Genomic DNA, 13,746 nt, shown 5'->3' on the forward strand with positions numbered 1-13,746 from the left:
ATTGGATGAACATAGGCGCTCGTTCTGCTCGTTACCACCACTCGGAGTATCTCGCGTATGAGCGCCCCCATTGTTTTCATCGATGGCGACCAAGGCACCACCGGATTGCAAATCCACGAACGGCTGCGTGATCGGACCGACATCACGCTGTTCACGCTTGCCGCCGAAGAACGCAAAGACGCACGCCGTCGCGCGGAAGCCATCAACGCCTGCGACATTGCAATTCTTTGTTTGCCCGATGCCGCCGCACGCGAGGCAGTGGACGCTATCGTCAATCCTGCCGTCAGAGTCATCGACGCGAGTTCGGCCCACCGCATACAGCCGGGCTGGACATACGGCTTTCCGGAGATGACGGCAGGACAAGCCGATCGCATTGCAAGTGCCCGTCGCGTCACCAATCCCGGCTGCTATCCGACAGGGGCAATTGGCTTGCTGCGTCCGCTGTTGCAGGCCGGACTCATACCCGGCGGCTATCCTGTCAGCATTCATGCGGTATCCGGCTATTCCGGACGCGGTCGTGCCGGCGTGGAGGAACACGAAGGTAAAGATGCCGTCAACGCGCCTTTATTCCAGGTATATGGTCTAGAGCTCGCGCACAAGCACACGCCGGAAATCCAGGCGCATGCCGGACTCGCGCAGCGCCCGATTTTCGTGCCTGCGTATGTTGCGTTTCGCCAGGGCATTGTGTTGACGGTGCCGTTGGAGTTGCGGCTGCTCGCATCCGACGTGGATGGCGCCACGTTACACGCTTGCCTCGCGCGCCACTATGCGGACGCGGCCCACGTGCATGTCTTGCCGCCGCATGAATCGAGCGTTTTGCGGCATCTCGATCCTCAGGCGCTGAACGGTACGAACGACATGCACCTGAGCGTATTTTCCAACGTGGAACACGGGCAGGTTCTGCTGTCCGCGGTGTTCGACAACCTTGGCAAAGGGGCATCCGGCGCTGCGGTCCAGAACCTGAACCTGATGCTTACGCGGCAATGCCAAGGGTGAACTCAGGCGATGACCTTTTGCTCTCCAGCGGCCTCGCGCATGCGACGTGCTTCGTCGCGCAGGAACTGCTGGTAATCGTCCAGATCGCCGTCGAAGGGTTCGACGCCGCCCTTGGTCACGAGCCAGAACTCGTCGCATACCGCGCGCAGCAGGGACCGGTCGTGACTGACCAGCATCACCGTGCCTTCGAATTCGTTGAGTGCCATGCCTAGCGCTTCGCGTGTGGCCAGGTCGAGGTGGTTCGTAGGCTCGTCGAGCAGCAGCAGGTTAGGACGCTGCCATACGATCATGCACAGCACGAGCCGCGCCTTTTCGCCGCCGCTCATCGTGCCGACTGCCTGATGCACCATGTCGCCACTGAAGTTGAAAGTACCTAGGAACGTGCGAAGCGATTGTTCGGTGCCACTTTGGCCGGGCGCACGCATGTTCGCGGGCGTGTCCTTGGCAAGGCGGATCATGTGTTCCAGCGGCGTGTCGAGAGGACGCAGCACGTCGAGTTCTTGCTGCGCAAAGTAGCCGATGTTCAGGCCCTTGCCTTCGCTGATTTCGCCCGCAATTGGCGCAAGTTCGTGCGCCACCGTCTTCACCAGCGTGGACTTACCCTGGCCGTTGGCACCGAGAATACCAATGCGCTGTCCGGCCAGCACCGACCGGTTGATGCCTCGCACGATGACCGTCGGCGGCGTGCCGGGCTCGGCATCGCTCGGCGCCGGGTAGCCGAAGGTCGCGTCCAGCATCGACAACAACGGGTTTGGGACGTTGAGTGGCTCCTTGAACTCGAAGTTGAACTCTGCGTCGGCGAGCACGGGCGCGATCTTCTCCATGCGTTCGAGCGCCTTGACCCGGCTCTGCGCCTGCTTCGCCTTCGAAGCCGTTGCCTTGAATCGGTCGATGAACTTCTGCAGGTGGGCGATCTTGTCCGCCTGCTTGGCCATCGAGGCCTGCTGCAACGCCATCTGCTCGGCGCGCATGTCTTCGAATTTGCTGTAGTTGCCGCCGTAACGCACGAGCTTGGCGTTATCGACGTGGACCGTTACCTGCGTGACCGCATCGAGGAATTCGCGATCGTGGCTGATCACGACCAAGGTTCCCTGATAACGCTTGAGCCACGCCTCCAGCCAGACCAGCGCGTCGAGATCCAGGTGATTGGTCGGTTCGTCGAGCAACAGCAAGTCGGACGGACACATGAGCGCGCGCGCCAGTTGCAGCCGCATGCGCCAGCCGCCGGAGAAACTATTGACCGGCTGGCTAAGTTGCGCAGCACTGAAACCGAGCCCCAGGATCAGCGCTTGGGCACGCGCGGGGGCATCGTGCGCACCGGCGTCGTGAAGGGCCATGTAGGCGTGCGCCATGCGCATGCCATCGTCGTCGGTCTCCGCGGCGGCGACTTCGATCTGCGCGGCCAGCAACACAGTGTCGCCTTCAATTACGAAGTCGGTCGCGCTCTGCTCGGTCTCCGGCATCTCCTGCGCGACCTGACCCATCTTCCAGGCAGCGGGAATCGAAAACTCGCCACTGTCCTCGTGCAGCGTGCCATTGAGAAGGCCGAAGAAGGACGACTTGCCGGCGCCATTGCGCCCTACGAGGCCGATCTTTTCGCCGGGGGTGAAGGTGACGGACGCGGAGTCGAGTACGACATTGACGCCACGGCGTAGCGTGACATTACGGACGGAAATCATAGAGAGCTACTTCGAAGAGGATAGGCATGATAGCCGACCGAGCGCGCCAAGCCTGCTTTTTTATGAACATGCGAGTCTCGGATCGCGCGCGATATTCAATCGATGTCACGATTTTCGCGAAATGTCCCCGTTAGCGCTTGTCATTCACTCCAAAGGTGCAAGCCATTGAAAATATGGCCTGACGTGCGGGTAATTCAACACGTCCGTTCGGATCATGCCTTAAAAGAAATTCGCATTGCGGGCACTCGTTAATAACACGTATGGGCTTTTTTTTTACGGTTGAGCGCCACGAATTACCCACTTCTACACTGACGCTCAAGCAAATCACTCGCGATCTCTGGCTAATCGCTCCAAGAAAAGTGGCTCAGTCGGAATATACTACCTATATAGTTAAAATATCCAAACCGTGTGGTTTAAATGCGACCTTCTCGCAAGTTGATCTGGATAATCTTCGTTTGAACCCGAGGGCCGATAACGACTGATCGAGAAGAGCAGGAAATGCTGGCTCGTCGTTCGGTGCGGTTCACTGGTAGAGAGCCGAGAGGGCCCATCAGTGCTATTACCCGCGATTTTCGCGGGTTTTTTTTGCCTTGAAGTTTCGAGAGGCGCAATTAAATGGTGCGCCGCATGGCTGCCTCGATTCGTCGTGTACCGGCGACAAGCGGCCCGCATTTTTCAGATGCGAAAACTGCCCACCGTCGATGCCAAAGTACATCGCATAGTCCGACCTACTCGTTAAAACCCTGGAACGACGTAAAGCGAGCCGTCCGGTTTCGATCTCGACGTGTCCGGCCATGTCATTTCCGGATGAATCGCGTAAAGTTTCACCGTTCGATTCTTAAACTCGTCATGACCGCCCCAGGGGCCAAAGTCCTCAACCATGCATGAACTCATTCAGTCGCTTGGCGACATCGTCGGCAGCCAGTTCGTCTTCACGGGCGCCACTGAAACGCGCCGCTTCCGGCAGGGTTATCGCTATGGCAGCGGCCAGGTGTTGGCGGCCATTCAGCCCGGCACGCTGGTCGAAATGTGGCGGGCGCTTCAGGCCTGTCATCGTGCACGGACTATCGTCATCTGTCAGGCGGCGAACACCGGGTTGACGGGCGGATCGACGCCTGCGGACGGCGGCTACGACCGCCCGGTCGTCGTGCTCAACACCATGCGATTGCGGCGGCTGGACGTGATTCGAAACGGCGAGCAGGTCATCTGCCAGCCGGGCGTGACGCTCGATCAGCTTGAAAAGCGACTGCAGCCGCTCGGCCGCGAACCGCATTCGGTGATCGGCTCAAGCTGCATCGGCGCTTCGGTAACGGGCGGCATCTGCAACAATTCGGGCGGCTCGCTGATTCGCCGAGGACCCGCATTCACCCAATTGTCGATCCACGCGCGCGTCACGGCGGACGGCGAGCTGAACCTCGTCAATCATCTGGGAATCGATCTGGGCGACTCCGCCGAAGTCATACTCGGCCATCTGGACGCGGGCGAATTGCCGGACGATATTCCGGCAGCCGCAGGGCTGCTCGCTTCGGACAACGAGTACAGCACCCATGTGCGCGACATCGATGCGTCGACGCCCGCGCGCTTCAATGCCGACCCGCGCCGTCTCTATGAAGCATCGGGCTCGGCCGGACACCTTGCGGTTTTCGCTCTGCGGCTCGACACCTTTGCGGCGGACGAACAAACCCAGGTGTTCTATATCGGCAGCAACGACGCCGCCGAGCTGGAAACCATACGCCGCGACATACTAAATGGCTTCCGTAGTCTACCGATCGCCGGTGAGTACATGCACCGCGGAGCGTTCGATATCGCCCGTCGCTACGGCAAGGACATGTACATGTACATTCGTGCGTTCGGCACGGATAAGGTGCCGCATGCATTCGCGGCGAAGAGCAGGTTCGACGGGTTCACCGAGAAAGCGCGTCTTGGTAACGGCATCAGCGATCGGCTGTTGCAGGCGGCGAGCCGGCTTTTGCCCGAGCATCTGCCGCGCCGGCTCATCGAGTATCGCGACCGGTTCGAGCATCATCTGTTGCTGAAGATGGGCAACGACGGGGTGCACGAAGCGCGAACCTACCTCGAGTCGCGTTTTCCGTCGCAACAGGGTGGCTATTTCGAATGCACGCCCGAGGAAGGCAAGGCGGCTTTCCTCAACCGCTTCGCGATTGGAGGCGCCATGGTGCGCTATCGGGCAGTCCATTCGCGAACCGTGGAGGACATCGTCGCGCTCGACGTTGCGCTTCCACGGAACACGACCGACTGGTTCGAACGGTTGCCAGCGCATATTTTGAAAGACATCGAGTTCACGATGTATTGCGGCCACTTCTTCTGCCACGTTCTGCACCAGGAATACCTGGTGAAGAAAGGTGTCGATTGCGACCGGATCAAGGACGACATCCTCGCTCTGCTCGCCGCGCGGGGCGCCGAGTATCCCGCCGAACACAACGTCGGTCACCTGTACGAAGCGAAAGCGTCTCTTGCACGGTTCTACGAAGAACTGGACCCGACCAATGCTTTCAATCCAGGCATCGGCAAGACCTCGCGGCTCTTCAATTGGGGACGATCATCGGCCTACGAGTGCGCATGCGAGTCGGATCACGAGGTGCTACAAAGAGAGCAGTAAGCGTCATTGCACCCGGCGTGTTCGGCATGATCTTTTCGATGTCGTCGCTCGGCCAAACGACGACTGCTTGTTCGTCGGCCGTCGGGACGCTTCGTTGGCCACGATGCTTTGGCCGATAGAGCGACCGGGTTGCCACATCGACCGTCCGATGCCGTCATGCGCCAAGTTGCAGCGCTGTAGCGGGAGCCGTCTCAACGCGTGTGCTGAGCAAGCGACGGCTGTCATGCGAAGCTCAAGCCGAAGCCTCATGCCCGCGAGCAATCCCGGCAACCCCCATCTGATCCCCGAACTGCAACGCAGCCAACTGCGCATAAAGCGGCGAACTCAAGAGCAGCTCCGCATGACGACCCTGCGCGACAATACGCCCCTGTTCCATCACGACGATGCGATCGGCCTGCTGAACCGTCGCAAGCCGATGCGCAATGACGAGCGTCGTGCGGTTGTGCGCCGCGTTGTCCAGCGCCTTTTGCACGAGCCGTTCGCTGGCGGCATCGAGGGCACTGGTGGCTTCATCGAGCAGCAGGATGGGCGGGTTCTTCAGAATCGCGCGGGCAATCGCAATACGCTGGCGCTGACCGCCTGACAATCGCACGCCGCGTTCGCCGAGAAACGTGTCGTAGCCTTCCGGCAGTTCCTCGATAAACCCGGCCGCGGCGGCCATGTCGGCGGCGCGCTGCACTTGCGCGAGCGTGGCGTCCGACGAGCCGTAGCGGATGTTGTCGATCACGCTGCCAGAAAAGATCACCGATTCCTGCAGCACCACGCCAATCTCCTTGCGCAATTCGACGAGCGGCACATCGCGCGTCGGCACGCCGTTGATCAGAATTCGGCCTGACTGAGGATCGTAGAAACGCAGCAGCAGTTGAAACAGCGTGGATTTTCCCGCGCCGGATGGCCCAACCAACGCGACATGCTCGCCCGGACGAACCTGCAGCGAAAGCCCCGAAAGCGCGGCAATACCCGGCCGCGACGGATACGAGAACCCGATATTCTCTAAGCGGATGCCCTCGCCTCGCGCGGGCAGCGTGACCGTGCTCTCGGCCTCCAAGACCGGCGAGCGTGCGGCGAGCAATTGCAGCAAGCGTTCGGTGGCGCCGGCGGCGCGTTGCAGATCGCCCCATACCTCGGCGACCGCGCCCACGGCGCCTGCCGTGAACACCGCGTAGAGAATGAACTGGGACAACTGGCCCGCCGTCATGCGACCGGCGAGCACTGCCTGCGCGCCTAGCCACAGCACGAAGACGATTGCGCTGAACACCAGCACGATCACCACGGCCGTCAACCAGGCGCGAGCGCGAATGCGCGTGAGCGCGGTCTCGAAAGCGGCTTCCACCGCGCCGGCATATCGTTTCGTCTCGAAAGGCTCTTGCGTGTACGACTGCACGGTCGGCATCGCGTTGAGCACCTCGCCTGCCAGCGCGCTCGTGTTCGCGATCTTGTCCTGGCTCGCGCGCGAGAGTTTCCGCACGCGCCGCCCGAAGATCACGACAGGCGCGACCACGATGACGAGCGTCGCGATGATGTACGCGGACAGCATCGGGCTCGTGACCGCGAGCATCGCCACGCCGCCGGTCAGAAGGAAGAAATTGCGCAGCCCGAGCGACAGGCTCGTACCCACCACCGTTTGAATCAGCGTGGTGTCGGCGGTGAGTCGCGACAGCACTTCACCAGTCTGTGTGGTTTCGAAGAACTGCGGGCTCATCCGCAGCATGTGGTCGTACACGGCTCGACGCAAATCGGCCGTTACGCGCTCCCCCAGCGAGGAGACGAGATAGAAGCGCAGCGCCGTCGCGGCCGCCAGCACCAGCGAGACGACCAGGAGCGCCAGAAAATATCGATCGATATGCGTCCGGTCGCCCTCGGCGAAGCCACGATCGATGAGGTATTTGAACGCGACCGGCAACACCAGCGTCGCGCCCGCCGATGTCACCAGCGCAAGGAAAGCGAGCGCCCAGCGTCCGGCATACGGACGCAGGAACGGAGACAAGGCGAAGAGCTGTGCGACACCGGAGGAAGAACGCGCAGACGATGAAGACGACGAAGACCTGACAGGGTCGGACATGTTAATTCCCGAGCGGAGCTGATATCCACTCGATTGTGCCAGTCCCGCCAGTTCCGCGAGTTCAGCCGGAGATCTCGGGCTCGACCAAGTGCGCCAGTTGCAGCAGCGACTCTTGCCAGCCGAGATAGCACAACTCCGCCGGAATGACCTCGGGTATGCCTTCCTGCACGATGGTAACTTCGGTCCCGCACGACACCTGCCGCAACGAAACGGTGACGCGCATTTCGCCGGGAAGGTTGGCATCGTCGAAACGGTCCGAGTAGCGGATCTTTTCGAACGGTTTCAGTTCGAGGTACTCGCCGCCGAAGGACTGGCTCTGGCCCGTGCGGAAGTTGTGAAACGACATCTTGTGAGTGCCGCCCTCCCGCGCATCCATGTGATGGACCTGACAAATTAACCCGTACGGCGGAAGCCACCTTGCGATGGCATGGGGTTCCAGGAATGCGCGGTAGATGCGTTCGGGCGGCGCGCGCAAGACGCGGTGAAGATTGACGGTTCCGGTAGCCATGAAATTCGCCTCGCTTCGAGAAGTTGGACACACTGCTACGACGATGCATCGTCGCTGAATTCGACAGCTTCGGGATCAGGGATAACCCCTGAACGAGCGCCGTGTCGATTCATCCGCGAATCGTTCGTCGTCTATATACGGACCGATCGCGTCTGCCTACCAAGAGGACATCATGCGCAAGCTCATCGTTTCCACGTTCATCAGCATGGATGGCGTCATTCAGGCGCCTGGCGGCCCAGAAGAAGATCGCAGCGGCGGGTTTCGCTTCGGCGGCTGGATCGTGCCTTTTGCCGATAAAGCCATCGGCGACAACTTGCAGGATCTGCTCTCACGGCCGTTCGACTTGCTGCTAGGCCGCTGCACTTACGACATCTTCGCGTCGTACTGGCCACACGTTCCGGCCGATTCGCCCAATCGCGCGATGGCCGACCTGTTCGACAAAGTGCCCAAGCACGTAACGACGCATCGCGTGGAATCGCTCGGCTGGCACAACAGCCAAGCGCTCGAAGGCGATCTCGCCGATGCAACCCGCGCGCTCTTGCATCAGGAGGGCGCCGATCTGTTGACGTTCGGTAGCGGCGACATGGTGCGCCAGTTGCTCGCGGCGGGCCTCGTGGACGAGCTTCGTCTACTGACTTATCCCGTCTTGCTGGGACGCGGCAAGCGTTTGTTCGCCAACGACGCGCTGCCGTCCGCGTTCACGCTGGCGCAATCGGTGAGCACGCCAGGCGGCGTGCTGGTCACGCGCTATGTGCGCGATGGCGAGGTCCGCACGGGATCGTTCGACAAAGCGGAATGACACGACAGACGCTAGGCCGCTTGCCGCCGCGCTCTCACCCACGCAATCATCCGCAATGCGATCAGCTTGAACGGTGGATTGGAGAAAAGCACGAGCGCGCCGAGTGTCAGGCATCCGCAAATAAGGAACGTGCCGCGATAACCAAGCGCGGCCACGAGCACGCCGGACAGCACGCCCGAGAGAATGGAACCCACGCGCGACGCATTGAAGAAGAGCGCCGTCGCGGCGCCTGGCGTGCGCGGCATCAGGTCCTGAATATAGGTCATGCCGAGACACGACGTCACCGAGACCACGAACGCATTGAACGCCTGCATCGGAATCAGGAACTGAACGCTTTGCGAAGCGGCGACCGCGATGAAGTACACCACATGCACGGCCGCGCACGAGGCGAGCCAGCGCTGCTTGTTAAGGCGCGAGCCACGTGCGCCGAGTACGAGCATCATCGGGATTTCGAGCAACGCGCCGAGGCCGAGCATGACGGACACGTCGATACGCGAGCCATGCATGCCATGCACGACGTAGAGCGGCAGAACGATCATCGTGGCACTCGCGGCGAGTCCGATAAGCGTGAGCGCAATGGTCGCGCGCCAGATCTCGGCGCGCGTGTGCGGCGCGCCTTCATGCGGCGCGATCACTTCCTCGGTCTCAGGCGTCGTGACTTCGAGCAATGACGATGGATCGCCCGCGTAATGCGCGGGGGCGCTGTGCGGATCGCCCTTGGGGGAGTCATGCATCCGCCAGACTATGGCCCCGCACGCCGCGAAGCACGCCGCCGCAAACAAAAAGAGTCCGTAGAAGCCCGCGCCTGCCAATACGAGCGCGCCGACGGACGGCCCGAATACCCAGGCCATGGAAAGCACCGTGCGCAGCGTGGCGAGCGCGAACGAACGCTCCGCTGCGTCATCGACGGGCAATGCCGAGCGCGCGAACGAGAACACCAGCGACATGGCCGAGCCACCGGCCCCGAGAAACGCGATGCCGACCACGACGAGCGAGACGAAGTTGCGCAGGAAGCACATCAGCAAGAAGCCGATTGCCGATGCGATCAGCGCACCAAGCAGCAACTCTCGATGATGCCCATGCTTGTCCGACCACTTGCCTGCCAACGCGCTGGCGACCACGCCGCTTGCCGCGATGACCGTCATGAAGACGCCGAGTTGCAGCGGCGTCATGTCGGCCTGCTCGACGCTGAACAGCGACAAGTACGGCGCGGTGAAAGAGAGCGCAACGCCGAGCATCAAAATGGCGCCGGCTAGCGGCAAGAAAAACGGGATACGTGCAAGACTGATAAAGCGAGTATTCATTTCGTCTCTGATCGAACGGTGTCGCGACAAACAAAGGCCACCGCGAATTATGCGCCGCTCGCGCGACAAGCGTATCCCGAACCCTTCGCGAACATTCGCCTCGCCTGCTCGACAGTCACACGAACGTCATCTTTCGATCGTAATAATGCGCGGCGGGTTTTTATGTCGTTGCAAGCTGCGCGCCGGTCGCCAGCTATCCGCACTCTTTTCGCGCGCGTTACGAGTTTCCATTTACGACGCGCGCCATTCAGATCATTCCATCGAAGGAGACGTTCATGGTTCGAGCCCGTGTCTTTGCCTTGTCGCTTGCCGTATCCGCGATGTCCATCGCCTGCACGTCCGCGTGGGCGAGCGTCGATCTCGTCGCGATCGGCCAGTTGAGCGGCAACATCGGCGACCGTTCGAAAGCGACGGCCGCGCCGCTCGAAAACGGCGCGCCGGGCAACCTTCTCGGCGGCGTCGGCTCGGGACTCGCGTATGCGGGATGCGATACCTTCCTCGCCGTGCCCGACCGCGGCCCGAACGCGATCTCCTATAACAAGGCTATCGACGATACGGCGTCCTACATCAATCGCTTCCAGACCTTCTCGCTGCGTCTCGAAGCCGGCGGCAAGGGCAGCAAGCTGCCGTATTCGCTGAGCCCGAAGCTGCTCGACACGACCTTGCTGCACAGCCATGAGCCGCTCGTCTATGGCGATGGCGCGGCGGCCGGCGTCGGCAATGGCGCGCCTGCGCTGAACGCCACCAATCACACGCACTATTTCACCGGGCGCTCGGACAACTTCACGCCGACGCAGCCGTCCACGTATCCGCGCGATGCGCGTCTGGACCCGGAAAGCATTCGCGTGGCGCGCGATGGCGCGAGCGTCTCCATCTCCGATGAGTACGGTCCGTATATCTATCGTTTCGATCGTCGCACGGGCGAGCGGATCGCCGTGTATCGTGTGCCGGCCTCGTTCGCCGTGACGACGCTATCGTCCATCGGCAACGATGAGATCAGCGAGAACACCTCGGGCCGCGTGGCGAACAAGGGCATGGAAGGTCTCGCCATTTCACCCGATGGCGATACGCTCTTCGGCGTGATGCAAAGCCCGCTGATTCAGGACGGCGGCACGAACGGCCCGTACACGCGAATCCTGCGCATCGACGTGCGTACCGGCAAGACCACGCAGTTTGCATATCCGTTGACCAACATCGGCACGGACGCGAAGCCGAACTATCCCACCATCAGCGACATCGTCGCCGTGAACGAGCATGAATTGCTGCTCGACGAACGCGACGGCAAAGGTCTCGGCGACGATTCGAAGGCCGCGTTCAAACGTGTGTACCACGTCGATTTGAACGGCGCGCAGGACGTGAGCCAGGCAAGCGGCGCGAGCGGCCTCGCGCCCTACGCGTTGAACAAGACGCTCTTCCTCGATGTCGTCGCGGCCTTGACGGCCTATGGCTTCGCGCCGACGGACATTCCCGCCAAGCTCGAAAGCCTCGCGTTCGGGCCGGATATCCGCGTGAAGGGCGCGGTCAGGCACACGCTCTTCATCGCTAACGACAACGACTTCGTGGGAACGGTCACGGATACCAATCATCCGAACGGGATCGACAATCCGAACCGGTTCTTCGTATTTGCCATGGATTCGGCGGATCTGCCGGGATATGTGGCGCAGCGCTTGCCCGGAGCGGGTGGCCGCGACGATCGCGCATGCCGGGACGATCACGACGGTCACGATCACGAGCACGACGAGCACGATCACGACGGTCATGGCCACGGTCACGGCGACTGATCGAAGTCGCACGATCTTGTCCACAGTTTCAGTGGACAAGATCGTGGATAACTCGCTCGCGAAAGACGTATCGCGTTGAAGTGAAACGCTTTTTCGCTCGTGTCGCGCAAACGTGCCGTTCGGCTCATTTCTGCCGCGTATTCGAGCGCCGCGTCTTAGCGCTCACAGGCTCAAGGCAAGCTCCCGTGCCTTCTCGCTTGCGTCATTGCGCGATGCATGGTCCTGCTCGGGACCCGCCAGGGTCTTCTCGACGGTGACGACGCGCACATCGGTAATGCCGACCATGCGCGACCACATCTTCAGATAGTCCGACTGGAAATCGTATTCCTCCGGCGGAAAGTCCCCTCCAATCTGAACACCGCGCGCGGCGATGGTCACGACCGTCTTTCCACCGAGCAGGCCGTTCAAGCCGTTTTCGTCGAAAGTAAAGAGCACGTCCTTCTGCGAGATGACATCGATCAGATGCTTCAGGCGATACGGAATGCCGAAATTCCACATCGGCACGCTGAAGACGATCACGTCGGCCTTCGTGAACCGTTCGGCGAGCGCGTGCACGGTCCGCCATGCGGATGCCTGAGCGGCATCGAGCTCACGGCCCTGGATGCCCGCGTATTTTGCTTCGAGTATCGGGCCATCGAACGTGGGCAGATCGGTTTCCCATACGTTCAGTTCATCGACGCTTCCATCGGGGTGGCGCTCCTTCCACGCATCGGTGAACGCCCGGGCCACTTGCTGCGAAGCGGAACGCCCGGCACGGGGCGAACCAATCACATGAAGAAGATGCATAAGTCCTCGCGAAGGTAAGTTGGAACGAGCCGCGCGCCTGGGCTTGTGCGTCGGGACGCACGGGCAACGATTAAGAGCCAACGGCGGAGCAAAAACGATGCCGTTTCAGACGGGCGTTTTCCGTCCGATCGACCGGATCGGGTAGCGCAAATGCAGAACGTAAGCGTGAAGGCCGTCCTACCGGCAAGCCGCAACCCGACCCGCATTAATACTTTTCCAGATTGTTTTCCTGCTTAAATCGAGTGCTGCCGCGCCGGTTTGTCCATGCGTTTCCTATGCTTTAATCCGGCGAAGCGAACCTCAACCCCTTTAAGAGATCAAGCAATGAGGAATGTAACGTCGATCGCCTCTTTCAAGGCTGCTGTCCTGCTCGCCGCGACGCTCGGTGCCGGCGCCGCATCGGCGGCCGGAACGGTTCACTACGGGCTGGAAGCGCAGTATGCGCCGTTCGAGTTCAAGTCGGCATCGGGCGAACTGCAGGGTCTCGACGTCGATATCGGCAACGCGGTCTGCGCCGAACTCAAGATGAAATGCGAATGGACCGAGAGTTCGTTCGACGGAATCATCCCCGCGTTGCAGGCGCGCAAATTCGACGTCATCAATTCGGCGATGAACGTCACGGAGAAGCGTCGACAGATCATCGACTTCACCAACATCATCTACAAGGTGCCGACGCAACTCGTGGCGAAAGCGGGCATCGGCCTCATGCCGACACCCGAATCGCTCAAAGGCAAGAACATCGGCGTGTTGCAGGGATCCACTCAAGAGACTTACGCAAAGGCGAAGTGGGCCAATAACGGCGTGACCGTCACGACCTATCAGGACCAGAACCAGATCTATACGGACCTCAAGTCCGGCCGTATCGACGGCACGCTGGTGCTTTCCGCCGCCGGGCAATCCGGCTTCCTGTCGAAACCGGATGGCGCGGGCTACGCCTTCGCGGGCGGCCCGGTGAACGACGACGCGATCCTCGGCAGCGGCATTGCGTTCGGTGTGCGCAAGGACGACGGCGCGTTGAAGGAGCGCCTGAACAAGGCTATCGCCAAACTGCAGGCGAACGGCACGGTCAAGACCCTGGCAAGGAAATATCTCGGCGATATCGACGTCTCTCCGAAGTAAATCCATCGCTCGTGGCAATCCGCGAACGCCGGGCCTTGCGCGCGGCGGGCGCGGGAAATCCATTGGTCGACTTTATTATTTTCGGTCTACAC

At 61.1% G+C, this 13,746-nt stretch carries 10 protein-coding genes; 5 read left to right on the forward strand and 5 right to left on the reverse strand.

Annotated elements, in window-relative coordinates; all coding sequences use genetic code 11:
• Positions 1–57 precede the first annotated feature (57 nt).
• Positions 58–996 (forward strand): N-acetyl-gamma-glutamyl-phosphate reductase, encoded by a 939-nt coding sequence (argC, locus tag QCE79_RS15860; RefSeq protein ID WP_309845826.1) that lies wholly within the window; start codon positions 58–60, stop codon positions 994–996.
• 2 nt (positions 997–998) lie between these two features.
• On the opposite strand, the gene QCE79_RS15865 is transcribed toward argC, so the two are convergent.
• Complete coding sequence (locus tag QCE79_RS15865; protein WP_244831443.1) at positions 999–2,675, reverse strand: ABC-F family ATP-binding cassette domain-containing protein; 1,677 nt, start codon at positions 2,673–2,675, stop codon at positions 999–1,001.
• An 880-nt stretch (positions 2,676–3,555) separates the two neighbouring features.
• Between QCE79_RS15865 and dld the strand changes: the two genes are divergently transcribed.
• Positions 3,556–5,295: a D-lactate dehydrogenase gene (gene dld, locus QCE79_RS15870; RefSeq protein ID WP_309845830.1), complete on the forward strand. Its 1,740-nt coding sequence runs from the start codon at positions 3,556–3,558 to the stop codon at positions 5,293–5,295.
• A 232-nt stretch (positions 5,296–5,527) separates the two neighbouring features.
• On the opposite strand, the gene QCE79_RS15875 is transcribed toward dld, so the two are convergent.
• Together QCE79_RS15875 and QCE79_RS15880 are read right to left on the reverse strand one after the other, a co-directional pair.
• Positions 5,528–7,357, reverse strand: a complete 1,830-nt coding sequence (locus tag QCE79_RS15875; protein WP_309845834.1) for an ABC transporter transmembrane domain-containing protein — start codon at positions 7,355–7,357, stop codon at positions 5,528–5,530.
• Between the two features lie 61 nt (positions 7,358–7,418).
• The gene (locus QCE79_RS15880) at positions 7,419–7,865 is read right to left on the reverse strand and encodes an SRPBCC family protein (protein ID WP_244831447.1); all 447 of its coding nucleotides are present in this window, start codon (positions 7,863–7,865) and stop codon (positions 7,419–7,421) included.
• A 172-nt stretch (positions 7,866–8,037) separates the two neighbouring features.
• On the opposite strand from QCE79_RS15880, the gene QCE79_RS15885 reads away from it, so the two are divergent.
• Positions 8,038–8,664, forward strand: a complete 627-nt coding sequence (locus QCE79_RS15885; protein WP_309845838.1) for a dihydrofolate reductase family protein — start codon at positions 8,038–8,040, stop codon at positions 8,662–8,664.
• Between the two features lie 11 nt (positions 8,665–8,675).
• Here the strand turns inward: QCE79_RS15885 and QCE79_RS15890 are convergent, their stop codons facing one another.
• Positions 8,676–9,968, reverse strand: coding sequence for a sugar efflux transporter (locus tag QCE79_RS15890; protein WP_244831449.1), 1,293 nt, complete (start codon positions 9,966–9,968; stop codon positions 8,676–8,678).
• Positions 9,969–10,243: 275 nt separating this feature from the next.
• On the opposite strand from QCE79_RS15890, the gene QCE79_RS15895 reads away from it, so the two are divergent.
• Complete coding sequence (locus QCE79_RS15895) at positions 10,244–11,749, forward strand: esterase-like activity of phytase family protein (RefSeq protein ID WP_309845840.1); 1,506 nt, start codon at positions 10,244–10,246, stop codon at positions 11,747–11,749.
• Positions 11,750–11,911: 162 nt separating this feature from the next.
• Here the strand turns inward: QCE79_RS15895 and QCE79_RS15900 are convergent, their stop codons facing one another.
• A complete protein-coding gene (locus tag QCE79_RS15900) occupies positions 11,912–12,535 on the reverse strand; it encodes an NAD(P)H-dependent oxidoreductase (protein ID WP_309845843.1) in 624 nt (207 codons plus the stop codon).
• A gap of 324 nt (positions 12,536–12,859) precedes the next feature.
• Here QCE79_RS15900 and QCE79_RS15905 point away from each other — a divergent pair, with 324 nt between their 5' ends.
• Positions 12,860–13,654 carry an ABC transporter substrate-binding protein gene (locus QCE79_RS15905; RefSeq protein WP_244831452.1) on the forward strand — a complete coding sequence of 265 codons (795 nt, stop codon included), beginning with the start codon at positions 12,860–12,862 and terminating at the stop codon, positions 13,652–13,654.
• The last annotated feature ends 92 nt before the right edge of the window (positions 13,655–13,746 follow it).

Source organism: Caballeronia sp. LZ003 (assembly GCF_031451465.1).
Taxonomy (GTDB): domain Bacteria; phylum Pseudomonadota; class Gammaproteobacteria; order Burkholderiales; family Burkholderiaceae; genus Caballeronia.

Coding starts and splice junctions, on each gene's coding strand:
- argC (WP_309845826.1), top strand. CDS start 58: ATGAGCGCCCCCATTGTTTTCATCGATGGCGACCAAGGCACCACCGGA.
- QCE79_RS15865 (WP_244831443.1), bottom strand. CDS start 2,675: ATGATTTCCGTCCGTAATGTCACGCTACGCCGTGGCGTCAATGTCGTA.
- dld (WP_309845830.1), top strand. CDS start 3,556: ATGCATGAACTCATTCAGTCGCTTGGCGACATCGTCGGCAGCCAGTTC.
- QCE79_RS15875 (WP_309845834.1), bottom strand. CDS start 7,357: ATGTCCGACCCTGTCAGGTCTTCGTCGTCTTCATCGTCTGCGCGTTCT.
- QCE79_RS15880 (WP_244831447.1), bottom strand. CDS start 7,865: ATGGCTACCGGAACCGTCAATCTTCACCGCGTCTTGCGCGCGCCGCCC.
- QCE79_RS15885 (WP_309845838.1), top strand. CDS start 8,038: ATGCGCAAGCTCATCGTTTCCACGTTCATCAGCATGGATGGCGTCATT.
- QCE79_RS15890 (WP_244831449.1), bottom strand. CDS start 9,968: ATGAATACTCGCTTTATCAGTCTTGCACGTATCCCGTTTTTCTTGCCG.
- QCE79_RS15895 (WP_309845840.1), top strand. CDS start 10,244: ATGGTTCGAGCCCGTGTCTTTGCCTTGTCGCTTGCCGTATCCGCGATG.
- QCE79_RS15900 (WP_309845843.1), bottom strand. CDS start 12,535: ATGCATCTTCTTCATGTGATTGGTTCGCCCCGTGCCGGGCGTTCCGCT.
- QCE79_RS15905 (WP_244831452.1), top strand. CDS start 12,860: ATGAGGAATGTAACGTCGATCGCCTCTTTCAAGGCTGCTGTCCTGCTC.